Below are 21,381 nucleotides of genomic sequence, written 5' to 3' on the forward strand. Positions count from 1 at the left end.
TGCGGCGTCGGAGAGACCCCGGAGCAGCCCCGGTGTGTGTTGCGTGGAGGTTAACGACACCATTCCGTCGGTAGCAAGACTCCGAAGGAAAAAGAATCTCCGCCCAAAGAAAGAAGCAATGAAAGCTGAGGTCAAGAGCATGACGGTGTCTTCACCGGGTGGCAGATCGGTCGTGGACACCTCCAGCCAAGCACTGTTATCGTTAACGCAAGTGGAGCCGAGTAAGGAGCCGATGTGCCCGCGTCTCGTTCGTACGACCCCCTCCCCAGCTACCAGCCGGTCGGCGGCAAGGTGGCCGTCGGCTGGCCGGCCCTGGCCGCGGATCTGCCGCCGGGCCCGCTCGTCCTGGCGGTCGACGGTCCTGCGGCCCTCGACTGGGCCGCGCTGGCCGACGGCCTCGCGGGAGCCGTACGCGCCGCAGGGCGCGACATCGCCCCGATCGATGTGCGCGACCACTACGCGGCGGCGGCCGACGAGCGGATCACGGCCCTGCCCGTCCCGGCCGACGACCCGTTCTTCACCCCGCTGTCCGAGGCGCGGGTCGCGGACCTGTTCGACTCCCCTCCACGGCCCGAGCGGCCCGTGCGGGATGGAGTGGTGCTGGTGTACGGGCCGGGTGCGTCGCTGTGCGAACCGGACCTGCTGTGGTACGCGGACCTGCCGAAGCGGTACGCCGAGGCGGCCGTGTCGAGGGGCGAGCTGCCGGTCGGGGTCAACCTGGGCCGCTCCGCCGCGCCCGGCGACCTGGTGCGCCTGTTCTACACCGACTGGCCCGTGCTGGACCGGCACCGCGACGCGATCGCGGGACGGATCGACCGATGGATCGACGTACAGGACGCGGCCGGCCCGGCCGCACTGGACGGTGCCGCACTGCGCAGCACGCTGGCACACCTGGCCCGGGGGCCGGTGCGCACCCGCCCGTACTTCAACTCCACCCCGTGGGGAGGCCAGTGGGCGGCGAGCGAACTCGGCTTCACCCCGCAGGCGGGAAACACGGCCCTGGGCTACGAGCTGATCGCGCCCGAAGCGGGAGTCATGATCGGTGACAAGGGCGCGGCCCAGGTGGAGATCCCCTTCCAACTGCTGTGCGTCGCACACCCCGAGGACATGCTCGGTGCCGACGTGCACCGCGCCTTCGGCACCTCCTTCCCGATCCGGTTCGACTACCTGGACACGATGGGCGGCGGCAACCTGTCCCTGCACCTCCACCCGCGGGAGCGGTACATGCGGGAGGTGTTCGGCTGGCCGTACACCCAGCACGAGACGTACTACGTCACCGCGAGCGAGGACGGCGCCCGGGTGCTGCTCGGCCTCACCGGGGAGGCGGACCTCGGCGTCATGCGGAGCCAGGTGGAGGACGCCATCCGCAACGGCACCCCGATGCCCGTCGAGGAGCACATCCAGTCGCACACCGCGACGGTGGGCCAGCTGTTCATGATTCCGGCGGGCACACCGCACGCGTCCGGCGCGGGCAACCTGGTGCTGGAGGTGAGCGCGACCCCCTACCTGTACTCCCTGCGGCTCTACGACTGGCTGCGCAAGGACGCCGCCGGTGCCTCCCGGCCCCTGCCCTACGAGCACGGCTTCGCCAACCTGGACACGGCCCGGCGCGGTGACGACGTCACGAAGGACCTCATCCAGCAGCCGCGTCAGCTGCGCTCGGGCGAGGGCTGGCGCGAGGAGGTCATCGGCGCACTGCCCGAGATGTTCTACGCGGTGCACCGCCTCGTCGTGTCGCAGGGCTCCGGCATACCCGACGACACCGCCGGGCGCTTCCACATCCTCAACGTGGCCGCGGGCGAAGGCGCCGTCATCGAGACCCACGACGGCCGCACGCACACCCTGGCCTTCGCGGAGACCATCACGATCCCCGCCGCGGTCGGCCCGTACCGCGTCCGCGCCCTGGGCGGCGACGAGGTGCGGATCGTCAAGGCGCTGGTGGTCGAACCGTGACCGCGGCGAGGCAGGCCGCACGGCCGGTCCCGGTGCTCGACATCGGCGGCACGCACGTCACCGCGGCCCTCGTCGACCCCACCGCGAGCCGCCCCGTGCCCTCCCCCGTGATCCGCAGGCCGCTGAGGTCGCACGCGGAGGCCGACGCCGTCCTCGACGCCGTCGCCCGGGCCGCCCTGGCGCTGCCGGGCGGGCACGACCCGCGCTGGGGCGTGGCGATGCCCGGCCCCTTCGACTACGCCACCGGCGTCGGCCGCTTCGCCGGCGTCGGCAAGTTCGAATCCCTGAACGGCGTCGACGTCGGGGCGGGACTGAGCGAGCGCCTGGCCGGCCGGTGCGAGCGGCTGTGCTTCCTCAACGACGCCGACGCGTTCGCCGTCGGCGAGTACGGTTCCGGTGCCGCCGCGGGGCACGACCGCGTCATCTGCCTGACGCTGGGCACGGGGGTGGGGTCCTCGTTCCTGTCCGGCGGCCGTCCTGTCCACACGGGGCCCCTCGTCCCGCCCGGCGGGCACGCGTACCGCCTGACGGTGCACGGCGGGCCACTGGAGGACACGGTCTCGCGTCGCGGCATCCGCACGCACTACGCCCGCCTCACCACCATGACGGAGGACCAGCACCTCCCCGACGTCCGTGACATGGCCGCGCGCGCCAGGAAGGGCGACGCCGCCGCACAGGAAGCCTTCCGCTACGCTTTCGACGCACTCGGCCAGGCCCTGGCTCCATGGATCGACCGCTTCGCGGCCACCGCGGTGGTCATCGGTGGCTCCATGGCCCGGTCGTGGGACCTGATCCACCCCGCGCTCACCGCAGGACTGGCGTCGGCCGACGGATCGGACGTACCTGTCCTGCCGGCCCGGCAGCCCGAGGAGGCCCCCCTGCTCGGGGCCGCCCACTGGGCGCAGGGCGCGCCGGACGCGTCATGAGGACGGGGGTACCGGTGCAGGAAGGCAGAGGAAGGGGCAGGAGCATGACCGCTCGCCGGGGCAGCGGGCCGACCATGCACGACGTCGGCAAGCTCGCGCAGGTCAGCGCCATGACCGTCTCACGTGTGCTCAAGAACGACCCCGGCGTGTCCGAAGCGACCCGCGAGCGCGTCTTCGCGGCGGTCGACCGACTGGGGTACCGCCGCAACCAGACCGCGCGCAGTCTCCGCCTCGGGGGCAGCGGGATGATCGGCCTCGTCGTCACCAACCTCGCCAACCCGTTCTACTCACGCCTCGCCCTCGGCGTCCAGGAAGTCGCGACCGAGTACGGCCTGCGCGTCCTGCTCAGCAACTCCGGCGAACAGGCCGACCGCGAACCCGGACTCATCGACGGACTCGTGGACCACCAGGTCGAAGGGCTGATCGTCGTCCCCGCAGGCAGCAGGCAGCAGCATCTCGCCCGAGCCATGCGGCACGTCCCCGTCGTCCTCGCCGCACGACCGCCCGCCGGACTCGACACCGACTGCGTCCTGGTCGAGGACTTCCACGGCGCACGCGAAGCCACCGCGTGCCTCCTCGCCGACGGACAGACCCGCATCGCCTTCCTCGGCAACCCGCCGGCGCTGTACACCGGCGCCGAACGCCTGCGCGGATTCTGGGCGGCACACGAAGAAGTCGGCGTCGATCCGGACAACTCCCTCATCCGCCAAGGTCTGGTCGACGCCGCGACAGCGGAGCGCGCCACTCTCGACCTGCTCGGCCTGGCCGAACCCCCCACCGCGCTGTTCTGCACCAACAACCGCATCAGCCAGGGCGCGATCCGTGCCCTGTACAAGTCCGGAACCACCCTGCCCGTCGCCGGTTTCGACGACTTCGACCTGTCCGACGTCCTCGGTCTGCCGCTGACCCTCGTCTCCTACGACGCCGACGAGATCGGCCGCCAGGCCGCGCGGCTGCTGATCGACCGACTTGAACAGGACGACGACGCGGCGCCGCGGGCCTCCCGTCGCGTCACCGTGCCCACGCGCGTCGTCCGCCACGGCGCACCCCGCGCGGACGGGCCGGGTCACCCGCCCACCGGCGCCTGACACCCCGTCAAGAAGCCTCCGACCGCCGACGGCCGCCCGCCGACCGCCGAAAGGCCGACCCATGAGCTTTCCCACCGCCATCACGGACCACCCGGTCGTCCAAGAGGCCGTTCACCGGCTGGACGGCCTCGGTGACCCGCGCTTCGGCCAGACGTTGACACGCTGCCTGAACGACACCCTGGCCCGCACCATCCGGCCGATGCCCGACGGCACCGCCTTCGTCGTGACCGGCGACATTCCCGCCATGTGGCTGCGCGACTCGTCCACGCAGATGATGCCGTACCTGGCACTCCTCGAGGACGACACCGCCCCGCAGAACCTCCTGCTCGCCGTGCTGCGGCGGCAGTTCCAGCAGATCGCACACGATCCCTACGCCAACGCCTTCAACGCGGAACCCTCCGGGCAGGCCCACGACCCCGAGGACCTGTGCGAGGACCCCTGGGTGTGGGAGGAGAAGTACGAAGTCGACTCCCTGGCCTTCCCCCTGCTGCTGGCTCACCGCTTCTGGGCGGCGACCGGGCGGACCGACCACGTCCCCGGGATGCTCCGGACCGCGCGCACCGTCATCTCGGTGTGGCGCACGGAGCAGGACCACGAACATCTCTCCACGTACCGCTTCCGCCGCGAGAACGGCCCGCCGAGCGACACGTTGTCGAACGCCGGACGGGGCACGCCCGTCGCCCGGACCGGGATGACCTGGAGCGGGTTCCGACCCAGCGACGACGCCTGCGCCTTCGGCTACAACATCCCGGCGAACCTCTGCGCCGCCGCCGCTCTCGACGGCACCGCCGAACTGGCGCACCACGCACACGACACGGAACTCGCCGAGGACGCCGCGCGACTGGCGGCAGAGCTGCGAGCGGCCACCGTACGGCACGGCACCGTGCGTCACCCCGAACTCGGCCCGATGTACGCGTACGAGGTGGACGGCAACGGCAACGCGGTGCTGATGGACGACGCCAACATGCCCGGGCTGCTCTCACTGCCCCTCGTAGCGAACATCCCCACCACGGACCCGGTGTACCTCGCGACCCGAAGGTTCGTCCTCTCGCCGGCGAACCCCACCTGGCACCAGGGGACGGCGGCCGCAGGCATCGGCAGCCCGCACACCCCCGACGAGCACATCTGGCCCATCGCCATCGCCGTACAGGGGCTGACCAGCGACGACACCACAGAGCGCGTGAGGGCCCTGACCACCCTCCTCTCGACCGACGCCGGCACCGGCCAGATGCACGAGTCGTTCCACAAGGACGATCCCCGCCGGTTCACCCGCCCCTGGTTCTCCTGGGCCAACGCGATGTACGCCGAACTCGCCCTGGACACCGTGGGACTGGGCACCCGGCCCCTGTGGCAGGCGAGGACCTGAACCGCCGGGGGAGTGGCGATCGTCCTCGGCAGATCGTCCGCGGAGGGCCGTCCTCAGGCTCCGTCCGGTGGTGGCGACCCCGCGCCGCCGTCTGGCGCCTGCGCCACACCGGAGTACCGGCACGCTTCCGCACCAATCCGTGGCTGACCGCGGCTCTCGTCATCAGCAGCGCCGCGATCCTGTGTGTCGGTGTGTACGGGTCCTGAAGACCGTGGGAGGCGTCGCGGATTGACGTTGAGGGATTGACGGATTGCCGGTGGTCCCACAGCGGGCGGCACGTGATGTGCGACGGACCGACGTCAGTCGGCGGGCGGGACGACGATGACCTTGCCGTGCACTCCGCCTTCGGCGGCGCGGGTGTGCAGCGCGGGCAGTTCGGCCAGCGGCACCCGCTCGGTGACGGCGACGTGCAGCTCGCCGCAGTCGATCATCGACACCAGCTTCGCCAACTGGCCGGCGTCGCTGCGGACGAACAGGTCGATGCCCCGTACGCCGCGCTCCTCGTCGCTGGGAGCGGGCATCCAGACCGTGGTGTTCACGACGGCACCGCCGGGACGGACCAGGGTGGCCAGCGCGGCCAGTTCGGCGGGGTCGACCGGGGCGAGGTTGAGTGCGATGTCGACCGGCTCGGTCACCGCCGCGGTGACGCCGGTGGTGGTGTGGTCGACGACTTCGTCGGCGCCGGCCGCGGTGACCGCCTCGCTGCTGCGCGGGCCGGCCGTGGCGATGACGTGGGCGCCTGCCTTCTTGGCCAGCTGCACCGCGTAGCCGCCGACCGCTCCGCCGGCGCCGTTGACCAGCACGCGTTGCCCGGCCGTCAGCTTGCCGTGGTCGAACAGCGCCTGGTACGCGGTCAGACCCACCACGGGCACCGCGGCGGCGTCGGCCAAGGGGACACTCTTGGGTGCCCGGGCCAGGACCTCGGCCGGTGCCAGGACGTACTCGGCAGCGGCTCCGGCGCCGTCCATCGGCAGGAAGCCGATCACGTCGTCGCCGACCGCGATGCCGTCGACGCCCTCGCCCAGCGCATCGACCGTACCGGCGACGTCGATGCCGGGAGTGTGCGGCAGCACCACCGGGATGGGGCCGCGCATGAAGCCGCCGCGGATGTTGCCGTCGACGGAGTTGAACGACGTCGCGGCGACCCGGACCCGGACCTCGCCGGGCCCGGGGAGGGGCCGCTCCACGTCCTCGTAGCGCAGGACACGGGGATCGCCGTACTCGTGGAAACGTACTGCCTTCATTTCGGTTCTCACCTTCGTCAACAGTCCACCTTGCTTCGAATTCGAAGCAACTGTTGACGACGGTACCTCTGCTTCGAATTCAAAGCAAGTGCTGGCGGTCGCCCGTGCCCGTCACACGTGACCTCACAACCGTCGGGCAGGGCGGCTCGAGGCCCGGTGTGTCCTCAGGCCGGCGGGGTCCCGTACTGGGCCATCAGCCGCGGCAGCCGCCCGGACTCCGCGTTCCGGTGTTCGAGGAGGGTGCTGAGTTCCTCGGCGTGGTCGGACACGGCGGCGTTCTGATACTCGGCCTCGACCGCGAAGTTCACACCCAGCAGGTTCGTACGCAGTTTGCAGGCGATGTCGGCCCTGGCCACGGCGATCTCGCCGCGGCTGGGTGCGTCACTCTGCAGATTCCACCGACTGTCGCCGATCGCGGCGTCCGGGTCGCGGTAGCGGAATCCCTTCTCGCTCATACAGGCGGACCACTCGCGGTCGACCGCGGTGACGCGGGGGTCCGTGCGCGATTCCAGGAACAGTTCGTGGCGCAGGCGGACGACGAGATCGTGTCCCTGGCGTGCTTCGTTCGAAGCGCTGTCACCCTGCACCGTGCGTGCGGCCTGCCCCGCGCACCCGCCGCTGGGCACAGGCCGACCTCGGACGGACGGTGCGGGCCCGCTGCCGTCTCCGGTGCGTCCAGACAGGGCCGCCCGCTCCGCTGTGGAAAGCGTGTTGATGTTCTGCGGCATCCGGCCGCCGGCCGACGCCGGACTCAGATGGTATCCGCGCTCGGCTGCGATGGCTCGGTCGCTGATGCCGTAGCGACGGGACTCGTACTCGCGCCGGACCGCCACCGCACGGCTGATGTAGTCGGTGGACAGATGCGGCAGATACCGAAACCCGAACCCCCGCATGCACGTCTGCTCGACGCGGTAGGTGAGGTATTCGCTGGTGGCCTCCTCCTCGGCGGTCTGCACGTAGCGGTTGATCGGCAGGCGCAGTTGGGCCATGCCGGACGGCGTCGGTGTCGCCACCGGTGTACGGGGCGTCGATCCGGGCCGCGCCTGCGTACATCCGAGGAGGAGGGCGGAAAGGGCCAGCACGCTGCCGCCGGAAAGAGCGGTGCGCAGTGCCGAACGCCGGTGAAGATGTGGCCGCCGCGTCCTCGTCGTTGCTGCTCCCACGTGGTCTCTCCGATCTCCCCGCGTCCGTGTCATTCGGCCGCGGGGGCATGCGTCCATGGGTTCCTGCGCGGGCCGGTCCGCCCCACGCCGAGGGCGGACCGGTGTCGGACCGGGTGGGCCTGACTTGCTCAGGTGCAGGAGTCCACGCGGATCGACGCCTCGTTGTTGCGCAGGCGGGAGTTGAGGTTGCCCGCGTGGCCCGCGTGGAGCCAGTTGGCGTCACCGGTGAAGTTGGGCGAGACGAACGTGGCGACGTGGCAGTTGGTCGTGTTGTTGCCCATGGATGCGGCGTTGTTGCGCACCACCTGGCCGGCGCCCGCGGAGCCGGTGCCGTGGTTCGCGAACGTGTTTCCGCCGAGGTTCGCGTCGGACGTCCGGGTCGGGGTCCAGCTCGCATTGTCGAGATTCGGGCTGTAGTACAGGCACATGTAGGTGCCGCACGGCTGCCAGAACGACGACCAGGTGTCGATGTTCCACGAGGTGGCACCCGCCGAGGGGGCGAGGGTGAGGGTCCCCGCACCGAGCGTGGCAGCGGTGGCGGCCACCACGGACGCCGTCTTCAGGGCACGTGTCAGTTTCAAGGGCATGATTCCTCCGTTGTGTGAGCACGAGCGGGACGCCGGCCGCACGTGTGCGGCCGGCACCCGCCCCCAGCGACGGGATGTGCCGTGACGGAAATGCCTCGGACCCGCCGTGAGTGGTGTCGGTGGTCGGCCGACGCCTCGTGGTCCCAGAACGTACGGCCCGCCGCGTGCCCTCGCGTCCCACGTGGGATTGAACTCCGCGTAGACCGGTGCGGTAGCCGCCCGGTTCCTGCAACTCCCGCGGTACCGCGCTGGTGTGACGCTTCGGCTCAGTGCTCCGCGCCGAAGGGGGTCAGCGGCAGGCGCTGACCGCTTGGGCGTGGAGGCGTTCCAGGGCGTCCAGGACGACGGTGTCCCAGTGCCAGGACAGCCACCGGCCGACGTCGCTTCCCGTCTGTTGCAGCGCGGCGAGTTGGGGGCGGGAGAAGCCGGTCAGGGGACGTTCGTGGTGGGAGGAGATCATGCCCAGAACGCGGCCCTTGCCGTTGGTCAGGGGGACGCTGTGGGCGGCCCTGCTGCCTGAAGGATGGCCTGACGGGAGGCCTCGTCGAATACGGCGGCGGTTCCCACGTCCGGCACCGTGACCTGCCGGCGGGCGGAGGCCGCCTGCGCGCACAGGGTGGTGGGCGTCTCGACGAAGGCGAAGAAGTCGGTGAAATATCTGTTCAGACCCGTGTGCCGGGCCAGATGGAGTCGACCGCTCTCCGCCAGTTGAACGTTGTCCATCGGTGTCTGGGTGATCGTCAGCAGGCGGTGCAGTGTCGCCTCCTGGACGACTTGCACTTCCTCAAGTGGCGCAAGACAGCGGCATCGAAGTCAGCAACCACCTGAAATGGATCGCCAACGAATTCCCGGTCACCTTGCTCAAGGTCGGCGTGGGCCTCACGGACAAGGGCCTGTTCAGCGAAGGCGAAGCCACCGGAGACACGGCGCTGGCACAGACCGGCCGGCGCACCACCCGCCTCGACATGCCTCCGTTCACCATCGACACTGAACAGGGCCGCCGCCGCTGGCGCCAACTCCTGCTCGCCCTCGAACAGCGCATCGTCCTGGCCGACGCCCATCCCGGCATGCTCGCCGACGACCTGCCCGACTACCTCTTCGCTCGGTCCGCCTGGCATTCCTCAAGAACTCGGTCCTGCGCCCCGCCGGGGCTTATCCAGGTCGCCCTGGGCGGAAGTGATCTGGCCCGCCCGCTCACCGGCGAGGGGCGGAACTGCTTGCAGGCCCCGGACAGCGCTGATCCGGCTGCTGTTCCAGCCCCGGCACGCAGGACCGGCCGCCTCAAGGCGATCGCACCGCAGTGCTCACCCGCCATGGAAGCCGTGATCGCTGAGGAGCCCGCCTTCCGCCGCGAAGCATGCCAGCGCCCGCTCAATGGGCTGACTGGCGCAGATGAGCCCCGGATCCGGCGGCGGGGCAGGCGTGAGCCGGATCCGGGGTGCATGGGCCCCTCTGGGAGGACTATTTGACAGCGCCGGCCGTGACGCCGCGGGTGAGGGTGCGCTGGAAGATGAGGAAGAAGACGACCATGGGGATGACGCCGAGGAGGGCAGCGGCGCTCAGGGCGGTGGGGTCGCTGGTGTACTGGCCTTGCATGACGGAGAGGCCGAGGGGGACGGTCTGGTTGTCGTTGGAGATCAGCAGGACGAGGGGGTAGAGGAACTCGTTCCAGCTCCAGACGAAGAAGAACACGCACATCACTGACAGGGTGGGCCAGCTCATGGGCAGGATGATGCGCCACAGGATGGTCCAGCGGCCGGCGCCGTCGAGGGATGCGGCTTCGATGAGTTCGCGGGGGAAGCTGCTGAAGACAGAGGAGAGCAGGTAGGTGCCGAAGGCGCTGTAGGTGATGCCGACGAGGATGGTGTAGCCGAGTTTGCCGTCGTAGAGGCCCATCTCCTTGAACAGGTAGTAGATGGGGTAGACCAGTCCTTCCTGTGGCAGGACGTTGACGCCGAGGAAGAAGACGAGGAAGGCGGTGCGCCAGCGGACGCGGCCGATGCCGATGGCGTAGGCGTTGAAGAGGGCGAGGACGACGGCGATGAGGACGACGCCGAGGCTGATCTGAATGCTGTTGACGAGTTTCTGGGTGAAGTCGACGCGTTCCCAGACGTCGCCGATGATGTCCCAGTTCCAGTGCTCGGGCCAGGACAGTGACCCGTTGGCCCGGTAGTCGGCGCTGGTCTTGAAGGAGTTGAGCAGGATGATCGCGAAAGGAGCGAGGAAGGCAAGGACGAAGACGGTGACCGCGGCGAGGACGGCGTAGGAGCTTGCACTGCGCTTACGGGGTGCCTTGTTCCTGCGTCGGCGCGTGGCGGGGGCAGGGCCGGAGGTGTGTGCCTTCTTGGTGCGGGAGGTGACGGGGGTGGTGGTGTCGGTGGTCATGGTCATCCGTCCTCGCGGGCCTGGCGGCTGAGCATCGTTCCGGCGATGATCAGCACGAGCAGGGTGATGGTGCTGGAGATCGCGGATCCGTAGCCGACGTCGGCGCGTTCGAAGAAGTTCTGGTAGGCGAAGTAGGCGGGGACGAGGGTGGAGTTGCCGGGGCCTCCGCCGGTGAGGACGAAGATCTGGGCGAAGACCTTCAGGCCGGCGATGGTGGTGGTGACGAGGACGACGTATACCTCGGGCCGCAGGATGGGCACGGTGATGCGGGTGAAGCGCTGCCACCAGGAGGCGCCGTCGAGTGAGGCGGCCTCGTAGAGTTCGGGGTCGATGCGCTGCAGGCCGGACATGAAGAGGACGAGCGGGTAGCCGAGCTGCATCCAGACGAGGACGCCGAGGACGACCCAGAGGGCGAGGTCGGGGTCGCCGAGCCAGTTCTCGGCGAGGGAACCGAGGCCGATGGTGTCGAGGATGCTGTTGACGGCGCCTTCGGGGGCGAGGATCCATCCCCACATCAGGCCGGTGACGGCGACGGGGATGACCTGGGGCAGGTAGAGACCGGAGCGGAAGATGCCGACGATGCCGTCGCCGTGCTTCTTGCCGATGTAGTCGAACAGCAGCGCGGCCAGGAACAGGCCGAGCAGGGTGGGCACGACGGCGATGCCGATGATGACGAAGGCGATGTTGCGGAAGGAGGCCCAGAAGTCGGCATCCTGGAAGAGGCGTGTGTAGTTGTCCATGCCGATGAATGTGGGGTCGCCGATGCCCTGCCACGCCGTGAGGCTGTAGTAGAAGGTCATCACCAGCGGGACGACGAGGAAGAGCAGGCTCAGCAGCAGGCCCGGCGTGAGGAAGACGGCATATCCCGTGGACCGCGGGTGACGTTTGGTTTTCACTGTTGCTCCTGGTTGGGCGGGGCGGCTGCCGCGGCGGGCCCGGGCAGCCGCCCCCGGAACGCGTGGTTACCGGCCTGCGGCGCGACGAGGCGACGGCCGGGGCGGGAACGTCAGGGCCTGGTCGCGACGTACTTCTTGTAGGGGGCGGCCAGTTCGTCGAGGACGGAGTCGGCCTTGCCGCCGTTCATAAGGTTCTGTGTGGCGGCGACCCAGGTGTCGTAGTAGCCGGCGACCGGCCAGTCGGGGTAGAAGGCCAGACCGTCGTTCTCCTGGGCCTGCGCGAAGGCTTCGGTGAGCTGGCGGGACTTGGGGTTGGTGATGTCGGCCGGCTTGGCCGCGAGCGGGACGTTGCCCTCCTCACCGATCAGCTTCTGGATCTTGTCGGACATCGTGATGTCGATGAAGTCCTCGGCGAGCTTCTTGTTCTTGGCCTTGGTGGGGATGACCCAGTTGTTGCCGCCGGAACCAAGCGTCCTCTCGCTGCCCGGGTAGGGGGCGGTGGACCACTTGAAGTTCTTGATGTCGGTGGTCAGGCTGCCGAACCACCAGTTGCCTCCGACCATGATGGGCCTCTTCTGGGCAACGAACTGCTCGGCCATGTCGCTGCCCTTGAGACCGACGTCCTTCTTGTCGAAGTAGCCCTTGTCGAGCCACTCCTGGTACTTGTCGACGGCGTAGGTCATCTCGGGGCCGTGGAAGTCGACCTTGCCCAGGTAGCGCTGGTAGTTGTCGACCCAGGTGTTGTTCGCCTTGGACAGGGCGAGCAGGTAGAGCCAGTGGCTGGCGGGGTGGTCGTTGCCTGCGTTGGCGAGCGGCGTGATGCCGGCGGCCTTGAACTTCGCGAGCGCGGCCTCGAAGCTCTTGAAGTCGGTGGGCTTGTCGACGTCGTACTTCTTGAACAGGTCGTCGTTGTAGTAGGTGAGGACGAACTCACCGTAGTTGGGTATGCCGTACCACTTGTCGCCGCCCATCTCGCCCTTGTCGTTGTAGCGGGCGGTGACGGAGGCGCTGTCGCTGATCTTCCTGTCCCAGCCGTGTTCCTTCACCAAAGGGGTGAGGTCGGTGAGCAGACCCTGCTTGGCGAGCTGGCCGGTGGTGGCGTTGCCCTTGTTGTACTCCATGACGTCGGGCGCCTTGTCGGAGTTGAGGATCATGCCGGCGTTCTGCTGGACCTGCTCGAACGTCTTGCGCTCGAAGACGACCTTGACGTCGGGGTGGGTCTTCTTGAATTCGGCGATGGCCGCGTCCCATGCCTTGCTCAGGGCCCCGTCCTCCTGCTCGTAGTGCCACAGGCGGAGGGTCTTGCCGTCGCCCTCGGCACTGTCGGAGCCGCCGCAGGCGGTCAGCGGTGCCAGCAGGGCCAGGGCGGTGACCGCGAGGAGGAGCGGCCTTCTGCGAAGGGCGGAGCGGGTGCGCGGGATGTTCATGGCGGTTCCTTGGTGTGCGTCGTTGCGACAAGGGCGGGTGTCAGCTGGTGGTGCGGCGGCGGTGGACGCGGGCTTCCCACGGCTGCAGGGTGTGCGGCGTCGTGAGGGATCCGGTGGCGGGAACGTTGGCGATCAGGGTCTCGCTGTGTTCCCAGCCGTCGGGCAGGTCGACGGTGAGGTCGGTGCCGCTGAAGTTGGCCAGGACGAGCAGTTCGGTGCCCCGGTCCGCGTCGTGGCGGGTGAAGGCGTAGAGCTGTTCGTGGTCGGGGTGGAGCATGTGGAAGTCGCCGTGGGTGAGGGCGGGTTCGGTGTGCCGCAGGGTGATCAGGCGGCGGTAGTAGTGGAAGACGGAGTCGGGGTCGGCCTGCTGTGCCTTGGCATTGACCTCGGTGTGGTCGGGGTTGACTCCGATCCACGGGGTGCCGGCGGTGAAGCCCGCGTGTTCGGTGGCGTCCCACTGCATGGGCGTGCGGGCGTTGTCCCGGCTGCGGTGGCGCAGCCCGGCGAGGATCTGCTGTTCGTCGGCGCCGAGGGCCAGCTGATCGCGGTGGTGGTTGAGGGACTCGATGTCCCGGAAGTCGTCGATGGCGGCGAAGGGCGCGTTGGCCATGGCGAGTTCCTCGCCCTGGTAGACGTACGGGGTGCCGCGGTGCAGGTGCAGGACGGTGGCGAGCAGCTTTGCCGAGCGGTAGCGGTAGAACGGTGAGTCGTCGCCGAAGCGGGAGACCACGCGCGGCTGGTCGTGGTTGTTCCAGTACAGGCTGTTCCAGCCGGTCTGGCCCAGGCCGGTCTGCCAGCGGCCGAGGCTGGCCTTGAGGTCGGTCAGTTTCAGGGGGCGGATGTCGAATTTTCCGCCGGGGCCCTGGTCGAGTCCGACGTGCTCGAACTGGAAGACCATGTCGAGTTCGCGGCGGGCGGGGTCGGTGAAGAGCCTGGCCTCCTCGACGGTGACGCCGGGCATCTCGCCGACGGTCAGCAGGCGCCGCGGGTGGCCGGCGAAGACCTCGCGGTGCATCTCGGCGAGGTAGTCGTGGATACGGGGCCCGCACACGTAGTGGGGGCTTCCGTCGCCGAAGCGGGCGCCTTCGGCGACGATGCCGTCGGGCAGGGCCGGGTTCTTGGAGATCAGGTTGATGACGTCCATGCGGAAGCCGTCCACCCCGCGCTCCAGCCACCAGCGCATCATCGCGTACACGGCCTGGCGGACATCGGGGTTGTCCCAGTTCAGGTCGGGCTGCTTGCGGGAGAAGGTGTGCAGGTAGTACTCGCCGCTGGCGATGTCGTAGGTCCAGGCGGGACCGGAGAACCACGACTCCCAGTTGTTCGGTTCCGCTCCTGCCGTCCCGGGCTCCATGCCCTCGCGGGGCCGGCGCCAGATGTACCAGTCGCGCTTCGGGCCGCCCGGGCCGCTGTCGCGGGAGGCAGTGAACCAGGGGTGCTCGTCGCTGGTGTGGTTCACGACCAGGTCCATCACCAGCTTCATGCCGCGCTCGTGTACGGAGACCAGCAGCCGGTCGAAGTCGGCGAGCGTGCCGAACAGTGGGTCGATGTCCTGGTAGTCGCTGATGTCGTAGCCGTTGTCGTCGTGCGGTGAGGGGTAGACCGGGGAAAGCCACAGCACGTCCACGCCCAGCTCGGAGAGGTAGTCCAGACGCTCGGTGATCCCCTGGAGGTCGCCTATTCCGTCCGCGTTGGAGTCGGCGAAGGAGCGCGGATATATCTGGTAGACGACCGCCTTGCTCCACCAGGAATCGGCGGGGCTGGCTACGTTTTCGGGCACGGCAAACCTCATCGTGTGTGGTCAACTACTTAAAGTGAAGGCGGGGAAGAGTGACAGCTTTGGCGTGAAGCTCGGCGGTGGCAGCAGATCAGGAGATGGCCGCGCCCACCGCGTCACGGATGACGAGGCAGGCCGCACCTCTGGCCCACAGGTCGTGGCGGACAGGGTCGACGTGGACGTCGCAGTCGCGGGCAGCGGTGGAAAACGCGTGCGCTTCCAGTGCCTGTGACGCCGCCGGGCCGAAGAGGTCGTAGGCGACCGCTCCTTCTCCGGCGATGATGATCTTTTGCAGGTTCAGGAGATTGCACATGCCGGCCAGTCCCCGTCCCAGGGCGGCTCCTGCTTCGGCGAACGCGGAGCGGGCGACGGCCTGGGCGGACCCGCCTGCGGGCGAGCGTGCGAGATCGGTGGCTTCGGAGATCGTGGTGCAGGGGATGCCCGCGTCTTGCAGGTGGCGCAGGACCGCCCGGTCCCCGGCGAGAGCTTCCAGGCAGCCGCGGCGGCCACAGCTGCACATCGGGCCCGCGGGGTCGAGGGGCAGATGGCCGAGCTCTCCGGCCAGGCCGGTGGCGCCGGAGAACAGGGTTCCATCGAGCAGCAGGCCGCAGCCGATGCCGGGGCCGACGGTGACGACGGCGAACGAGTCGACGTCGCGGCCCTGCCCGAACCAGCGTTCTGCGACGACCAGGGTGTTGACGTCGTTGTTCACGACGACCGGCAGACCGGTCGCTTCACGCAGCGGGCCGGCCACGTCGACCTTGTCCCAGTCGAGCAGGGCCGAGTAGCGGCAGATGCCGGCGCCCGAGTCGACGTGGCCGCTGACCCCGACTCCGAGCCCCAGTACCCTGTCCGCCGCTTCGGGCGCCTCGGAGAGGAGCCTGCTGGTCAGGGCTGCAGCGGCGGACAGGGCGGTCTCGGGTGTGCAGTCGGCGATCGGTTCCTCGGCGCGTGCCAGGACGTTGGCCGCCATGTCGGTGACAACTCCGGAGACCTGTGCGGGACCGATCTTGATGCCGACGACGATGTGCTTGTCCGGATTGACGTGGAGCATCTTCTGCGGCCGTCCCCTCCCCTGAGGAACGGCGTCCGATTCGTGTAGGTAGTCATGCTCCAGGAGCGGGGGAAGCATCCGGGTCACGCTCGAGGGGACGAGCCCCAGGCGCTGGGCCAGCTGGGTGCGCGAGATGGGACCCGCGGTGAGGACGGTCGCGAAGATCTCCGCCCGGGTCTGCTCACCGACAAGCTCCGAGAAGCGGATCTTGGACGGGCTCATGACGCGCGCCTCCAAAGGTGTAGTCGGTCAAGGGCTGGTCTGTCCGGTCCGCCTCCATCGAACCCGATGCGGAACACGCCGTCGTCGGTGACGGCGAAACCGTGGCGCAATCAGGGCCGGGGAGATCGCCGTGCTCTCCTCCCGCCTTCCCCCGGGCGCCTGGTCCGGTGCCCCGGGCCGGCTGGACATGACGGGAGTCTGTCCCCCCAGTTTTCGTGCGTCAAGAAAGAAAACAGCGCGTTACGCAACCGTAATCGCACCTCGTGTGCCCGCTTCCTGTATCAGAAGTCCCGGTCTGGGGCCTCGGTTCGGCCGACGAGGCGGGCGAGCGACAACGAATCTTGTTTATTTCGTTGACACGGGCAAGAAATGACGGGACGTTATCCGGCGACCGCACAGCGCTGAGCTCAGCATCCGGCGCTTGCGCGGCATCCAGGGACCCGTTGTCTGCGCCGTTGGTGCCTTCAGCGGAGTGCGTGCTGTGCCCACCGGCCCGGGCGGGGCGGAGAACCGGAGTGTTCCGGCCTCCCCGGATGAACCCGGGCGCACGCGCCACCCGTTCTTGCCTGCCGAAGGGAGGACTCTTGCACTGGCCCGGTCACCGACCCGCGATAAGGCCGTGGCCAGCCGATCCGCCGGGCATCCAGCCATCTACGTGTACGTAACCCGGACCGGCCGGGGGCACCCAGTTTCCGTCCCCGGCACACCTGTAGGAATCCGCCGGTGGCCGCCTCGGCCGCGCCCCTGATGCGTGCGGTCCCGCCGCCTGCCCGCTGGTCGAGCCACCCCCGAACAGACCGCGGTGAAGAGCCGCCGGCGGTCCCCTGTTGCCAAGGAGAAGGACATCAGCATGCCCGCAGCAGCGCTGAGACGACTGGCGGCGATCGCCGTCGGTCTGGCGCTGGCACTGGCCTCGGTCATCGTGCCCGTCAGCACGGCCGCGGCCGGAACGCCCCCAAGCCGCCCGGCTCCTGACGCCCTGGCCGCTCCGGCGGCTGAGCCGACACCCGCGGACAGCACCGCCCTGAAGACGTGGTGGCACGACAACTACGAGTTCAACACCACCAGCCCGGTGGCGAACGACAAGGTGCGGCGGTCGTCGTTCTACGACGTGAAGGTCGCCACCGCGGCGGCCCCGACGACGAAGTACGACTCGTTCGCCTACATGAGCATTCCGCGGAGCGGCAAGGGAAAGATCGGCTACACCAAGGAGGACGGGGCTGAGTTCTCCTCGTCCGCGAACCTCACCATGAGCTGGTCGTCCTTCCAGTACACGACCGACGTGTGGGTCGACGTCTCCCTGCGCACCGGCCAGACGATCTCCTCGGCCGACCAGGTCAAGATCAAGCCGAGCAGCCTGGACTTCGCCAAGGAGCTGGTCGACAGCGACACCGTGCGCGTCAAGGTGCCCTACAGCTCGGCCGGCTACCGGTTCTCCGTCGAGTTCGACCCGCAGCTGTACACGGCCTACAACGACATGTCCGGCCCCGCGAACGACGCCGGCAAGCTCACCGACCAGGGCGGCGGCGGCAACCGGGCCATCCACACCGAGCCCCGCAACTCAATGATGATCTTCGCGGAGCCGGCACCGACGGGCGCGGAGGCCGAGCGGCTGGTCCCGACGGCGGCCTCGGGCAGCGCCTACTACCCGCCTCAGGGCCAGGTCACCAACCTGAACACGATCAGCGAGGAGATCGTGTACTTCCGGCCCGGCACCTACTACATGACCTCCAAGTACCACGCGCTGCTGCCCAAGCAGGTCAAGTGGGTCTACCTCGCTCCCGGCGCATATGTGAAGGGCGCCATCCGGTTCCCCGACGACAGCCAGGGGCTGTACAAGGTGACCGGCCAGGGCGTCCTCTCCGGTGAGCAGTACGTCTACGAGGCGGACATCAACAACAACTACGACCACCTCTCCGGCGCGTCCAACTGCCACTCCAGCTGCGTGAAGATGCTGCAGTTCGCCTCCGCGCAGGGCCGCCAGCAGCGCCTGGACCTGCAGGGTGTGACCATCAACGAGCCGCCCTACCACTCCTTCGTCGTCTACGGCGACGAGCAGACGTTCAGCATGCGAGTCGACAACTACAAGCAGGTCGGCTCCTGGTACTGGCAGACCGACGGCATCGAGCTGTACCGCGGCAGCACCATGAAGAACACGTTCTTCAACGCCAACGACGACGTGCTGAAGATGTACCACAGCGACGTCAGCATCGATAACACCGTCATCTGGAAGAACGAGAACGGCCCCGTCATCCAGTGGGGCTGGACCCCGCGCAACATCGACAACGTCCGGGTGAACAACACCCACGTCATCCACAACCGGATGTACTGGAAGGACGTCAAGTACAACACCTGCATCCTCAACTCCTCCTCGCACTGGGAGGACATGGGCTCAACCACCAAGGCCGATCCAGGCGCGTGGGTGAAGAACATGACCTTCGAGAACATCACCGTCGAGGGCATGACCAACTGCGCGATCCGCGTCTTCGCCCTGTCCAGCACCGAGAACATCCACGTCAAGAACCTCAAGATCGGCGCGTGGAACCAGCTCGACCCGTCCTCCCAGGTCAGCCTCCTCAAGCGGCACAGCAACAGCGCCGGGCAGAAGGTGACCCTCGGCAACGAGACGCGTGACAGCCGCGGCCTGAAGCTGGAGAACTACACCGTCGGCGGCACCGTCATCAGCAAGTCCGGCAACAACTGGTCCGCCGACCAGCTCGGCCGGATCGGCTTCGACGCCGAGACCTGGGACAACTGGAACGCCTGGGGCCCCGGCGGCAGCAACCCCGACCCCGACCCGGTCACCGGCGGCAAGATCGTCAATGGTGCGACCTCCAAGTGCATCGACCGCGCCGGCGGCTCCATCACCAACGGCACCACCGTCCAGCAGTGGTCCTGCGCCAACGTGGCCTCGATGAGCTGGGCGCTCGACGGCCAGCAGCTGAAGTCCGGCGGCAAGTGCCTCGACGTCGAAGGCGGCGCCACCGCCAACGGCACCAAGGCGCACCTGTGGGACTGCGGCAGCTGGGACAGCCAGAAGTGGGCCTTCCAGTCCAACGGCACCCTGAAGAACGTCAAGTCCGGACGCTGCCTCGACATCGAAGGCCAGAGCACCGCCGACGGCGCCCGCCTGCACCTGTGGGACTGCGGCACCTGGGCCAGCCAGAAGTGGACCCTCACCTCCTGATCCACCCCGGTGGCCGCCGCCGGCGACCAACCGCCGCCGGCGGCCACCAGCCCCACACCCCGCTCCTCTCTGGAGGAAGCGGCCCTCCCCCGCTCGCCGCTGAGAAAGGGCATCACCGTGGAGAAACCCACCAGGTACCAGGGACCGGTGCTGGGCCTGTTCCGGATCGTGCTCGGACTGCTGTTCGCCTGCCACGGGGCGGCAACGCTCTTCGACGTGCTCGGCGGACCGCACGGGCAGCCCCCCAGCACCGGCCAGTGGCCCGGATGGTGGGCGGCGGTGATCCAGCTGGTCGGCGGCGCCCTCGTCCTGCTCGGCCTGGGCACCCGGCCGGCCGCCCTTCTGTGCTCGGGCTCCATGGCCTACGCCTACTTCGTCCACCACCAGAGCGACGGACTGTTCCCGCTGGAGAACGGCGGCGAGCAGGCGGCCCTGTTCTGCTGGGCCTTCCTGCTCATCGCCGTCCTCGGCCCCGGCCGATGGGCCACGACCGAGCTGCTCGCCCTTTCCACCCACCGCAAGCAGCACACGCGAAAGGAGGTGAGCGACACGCGCAGCAGCTGACCTCACACAACAGCCTGTCATGAGCACGTAAATCACGGGCCATATCGGTCTGTGATTCCCCGACGCACACGGAGGAAGAGCATCATGAACCGCGTACCCGCAACCGCGGCCGGCCGCACCGCACTGGGCGCCGCCGTACTGGCCACCAGCCTGATCGGCGTGCTCGCCGGGGCACCGACGGCCGCCGCACACGGCACGGTCATCGCGCCCGAGACCCGCAACTACGGCTGCCTGCAGCGCTGGGGCTACAGCGAGCCCAACGAGTCCCAGGACCCCATGTGCTACCGCACCTACCACGAGAACGCCAACGCCATCGGCGCGTGGAAGGCCGTCTACGCCAACAACACCGGCGACAACTACAAGCAGGTCATCCCCGACGGCCAGATCTGCAGCGCCGGCGGCCAGGGCGAGACGAACTACCGGCCGCTCGACCGCCCCGGCCCGTGGAAGATGACCGACATCGGCGCCAACTTCACCGTCGACCTCTACGACGAGGCCCGGCACGGCGCGGACTGGCTCGAGGTCTACGTCACCAAGCAGGGCTTCAACCCCGAGTACGAGCTGATCGGGTGGGACGACCTCGAACTGGTGAAGAAGACCGGCCGCTACCCCTACCAGGCGCACTACGTCACCGACGTCAGCACCTCCGGCTACAGCGGACGGCACGTCGTGGTGACCGTGTGGAAGGCGTCCCACATGGACCAGAAGTACTTCCTGTGCAGCGACGTCAACTTCAGCTGACACCAGCGCGACCCAGCTGAACGACGTCACGGCACATCGGCCTCGCGAGGTGCACACCTCGCGGGGCCTTCCCCCTCCCTCTACCGGTCGGCTGCCGCGGCCGGTCCGGTCGCCTCCCGGAGGACCCATGCTCCTGACCAGCCACCCCCGCCGCCTGCTGCGCGACCGGCTCCTTCCCGCCGTGCGCACCCCATCCACCCGAAGGACAGCCACACAGCGCGCGGCCGAGTACTACCGGATGCGCAGCACCGTGGTTCTGCGCATCAGCGTCGGTGTCCTTTACTGCTGGTTCGGGGCGCTCAAGTTCTTCCCTGCCGCGAGCCCGGCCGAGGAGATCGCGACCGCCGCCATGACGAAGCTCACCGGTGGCCTGCTGCCCACGACCCTGTCCATGCCTCTGCTCGGCACCGCGGAGACCTTGATCGGACTCGCTCTGGTCACCGGCCTGTTCCTCCGGCCCGCCTTGATGGCGTTCTTCGGGCACATGGCCGGGGTCTTCACCTCCCTCGCGCTGCTGCACGGTCAGATGTGGCACCACGGTGTGCCCACCCTCGAAGGCCAGTACGTCCTGAAGAACCTGGTCCTGGTAGCCGCCTGCCTGGCCGTCGCAGCCGACGAGGTCTCTGGTTGACGCCCACGAACCCCCGCTACGCAGCCCACCAGACAACCAGCCCGGTCTTGCGGGACAAGAAGTCAGCCGACACCGCGCAGAAATGCCACGTTCGTAAGACTGAGCGGCTGTGCCATCGACTTGAGACAGCGGAAGAAACGCTGGTCAACGAGCATGCCCTGTGCCCCGAG

At 68.8% G+C, this 21,381-nt stretch carries 19 protein-coding genes; 9 read left to right on the forward strand and 10 right to left on the reverse strand.

All coding sequences use genetic code 11. The features are described 5' to 3' along the window. Nucleotides 1-234 precede the first annotated feature (234 nt). The 4 genes from ACZ56V_RS10990 to ACZ56V_RS11005 all read left to right on the forward strand — a co-directional run bounded on the left by ACZ56V_RS10990 (nucleotide 235) and on the right by ACZ56V_RS11005 (nucleotide 5,333). Nucleotides 235-1,953: a class I mannose-6-phosphate isomerase gene (locus ACZ56V_RS10990; RefSeq protein WP_468941119.1), complete on the forward strand. Its 1,719-nt coding sequence runs from the start codon at nucleotides 235-237 to the stop codon at nucleotides 1,951-1,953. Continuing rightward, on the forward strand, nucleotides 1,950-2,879 hold the full coding sequence (locus ACZ56V_RS10995; RefSeq protein WP_468941122.1) for an ROK family protein: 930 nt from the start codon (nucleotides 1,950-1,952) through the stop codon (nucleotides 2,877-2,879). The genes ACZ56V_RS10990 and ACZ56V_RS10995 overlap by 4 nt, the downstream gene beginning before the upstream one ends. 44 nt (nucleotides 2,880-2,923) lie before the next feature. After that, entirely contained in the window at nucleotides 2,924-3,967 is a 1,044-nt protein-coding gene (locus ACZ56V_RS11000; RefSeq protein ID WP_467379286.1) for a LacI family DNA-binding transcriptional regulator, read from the forward strand. A 61-nt stretch (nucleotides 3,968-4,028) separates the two neighbouring features. Beyond that, entirely contained in the window at nucleotides 4,029-5,333 is a 1,305-nt protein-coding gene (locus ACZ56V_RS11005; RefSeq protein ID WP_468941125.1) for a glycoside hydrolase family 125 protein, read from the forward strand. 299 nt (nucleotides 5,334-5,632) lie between these two features. Here the strand turns inward: ACZ56V_RS11005 and ACZ56V_RS11010 are convergent, their stop codons facing one another. From ACZ56V_RS11010 to ACZ56V_RS11030, 5 genes are all read right to left on the reverse strand, one after another. Continuing rightward, nucleotides 5,633-6,577, reverse strand: coding sequence for an NADP-dependent oxidoreductase (locus ACZ56V_RS11010; protein WP_468941128.1), 945 nt, complete (start codon nucleotides 6,575-6,577; stop codon nucleotides 5,633-5,635). Between the two features lie 164 nt (nucleotides 6,578-6,741). Further along, nucleotides 6,742-7,566, reverse strand: coding sequence for a hypothetical protein (locus ACZ56V_RS11015; protein ID WP_468941131.1), 825 nt, complete (start codon nucleotides 7,564-7,566; stop codon nucleotides 6,742-6,744). A 302-nt stretch (nucleotides 7,567-7,868) separates the two neighbouring features. Further along, complete coding sequence (locus ACZ56V_RS11020) at nucleotides 7,869-8,321, reverse strand: hypothetical protein (RefSeq protein ID WP_468941134.1); 453 nt, start codon at nucleotides 8,319-8,321, stop codon at nucleotides 7,869-7,871. A gap of 295 nt (nucleotides 8,322-8,616) precedes the next feature. Beyond that, nucleotides 8,617-8,787: a hypothetical protein gene (locus ACZ56V_RS11025; protein WP_467379290.1), complete on the reverse strand. Its 171-nt coding sequence runs from the start codon at nucleotides 8,785-8,787 to the stop codon at nucleotides 8,617-8,619. Between the two features lie 26 nt (nucleotides 8,788-8,813). Beyond that, nucleotides 8,814-9,107 (reverse strand): hypothetical protein, encoded by a 294-nt coding sequence (locus tag ACZ56V_RS11030; protein WP_467379291.1) that lies wholly within the window; start codon nucleotides 9,105-9,107, stop codon nucleotides 8,814-8,816. Nucleotides 9,108-9,115: 8 nt separating this feature from the next. Here ACZ56V_RS11030 and ACZ56V_RS11035 point away from each other — a divergent pair, with 8 nt between their 5' ends. Further along, nucleotides 9,116-9,796, forward strand: coding sequence for a hypothetical protein (locus tag ACZ56V_RS11035; RefSeq protein WP_468941139.1), 681 nt, complete (start codon nucleotides 9,116-9,118; stop codon nucleotides 9,794-9,796). On the opposite strand, the gene ACZ56V_RS11040 is transcribed toward ACZ56V_RS11035, so the two are convergent. The 5 genes from ACZ56V_RS11040 to ACZ56V_RS11060 all read right to left on the reverse strand — a co-directional run bounded on the left by ACZ56V_RS11040 (nucleotide 9,789) and on the right by ACZ56V_RS11060 (nucleotide 16,088). Next, nucleotides 9,789-10,712, reverse strand: coding sequence for a carbohydrate ABC transporter permease (locus ACZ56V_RS11040; protein WP_467379293.1), 924 nt, complete (start codon nucleotides 10,710-10,712; stop codon nucleotides 9,789-9,791). The genes ACZ56V_RS11035 and ACZ56V_RS11040 overlap by 8 nt on opposite strands. Nucleotides 10,713-10,714: 2 nt before the next feature. Next, nucleotides 10,715-11,608 (reverse strand): carbohydrate ABC transporter permease, encoded by an 894-nt coding sequence (locus tag ACZ56V_RS11045; protein ID WP_467379294.1) that lies wholly within the window; start codon nucleotides 11,606-11,608, stop codon nucleotides 10,715-10,717. A gap of 110 nt (nucleotides 11,609-11,718) precedes the next feature. After that, nucleotides 11,719-13,035, reverse strand: coding sequence for an ABC transporter substrate-binding protein (locus ACZ56V_RS11050; protein ID WP_467379295.1), 1,317 nt, complete (start codon nucleotides 13,033-13,035; stop codon nucleotides 11,719-11,721). A 40-nt stretch (nucleotides 13,036-13,075) separates the two neighbouring features. After that, nucleotides 13,076-14,815: an alpha-glucosidase gene (locus ACZ56V_RS11055; protein ID WP_468941144.1), complete on the reverse strand. Its 1,740-nt coding sequence runs from the start codon at nucleotides 14,813-14,815 to the stop codon at nucleotides 13,076-13,078. 88 nt (nucleotides 14,816-14,903) lie between these two features. Continuing rightward, entirely contained in the window at nucleotides 14,904-16,088 is a 1,185-nt protein-coding gene (locus ACZ56V_RS11060) for an ROK family protein (RefSeq protein WP_468941147.1), read from the reverse strand. 850 nt (nucleotides 16,089-16,938) lie between these two features. On the opposite strand from ACZ56V_RS11060, the gene ACZ56V_RS11065 reads away from it, so the two are divergent. From ACZ56V_RS11065 to ACZ56V_RS11080, 4 genes are all read left to right on the forward strand, one after another. Then, the gene (locus ACZ56V_RS11065; RefSeq protein WP_468941150.1) at nucleotides 16,939-19,275 is read left to right on the forward strand and encodes a family 49 glycosyl hydrolase; all 2,337 of its coding nucleotides are present in this window, start codon (nucleotides 16,939-16,941) and stop codon (nucleotides 19,273-19,275) included. Nucleotides 19,276-19,392: 117 nt separating this feature from the next. Further along, on the forward strand, nucleotides 19,393-19,839 hold the full coding sequence (locus tag ACZ56V_RS11070; RefSeq protein ID WP_468941153.1) for a DoxX family protein: 447 nt from the start codon (nucleotides 19,393-19,395) through the stop codon (nucleotides 19,837-19,839). Between the two features lie 84 nt (nucleotides 19,840-19,923). Continuing rightward, nucleotides 19,924-20,580 carry a lytic polysaccharide monooxygenase auxiliary activity family 9 protein gene (locus ACZ56V_RS11075; protein WP_358744893.1) on the forward strand — a complete coding sequence of 219 codons (657 nt, stop codon included), beginning with the start codon at nucleotides 19,924-19,926 and terminating at the stop codon, nucleotides 20,578-20,580. 127 nt (nucleotides 20,581-20,707) lie between these two features. After that, the gene (locus ACZ56V_RS11080; RefSeq protein ID WP_468941157.1) at nucleotides 20,708-21,211 is read left to right on the forward strand and encodes a DoxX family membrane protein; all 504 of its coding nucleotides are present in this window, start codon (nucleotides 20,708-20,710) and stop codon (nucleotides 21,209-21,211) included. Nucleotides 21,212-21,381: the final 170 nt, after the last annotated feature.

The sequence above is a fragment of the Streptomyces sp. NPDC034099 genome, assembly GCF_055575415.1.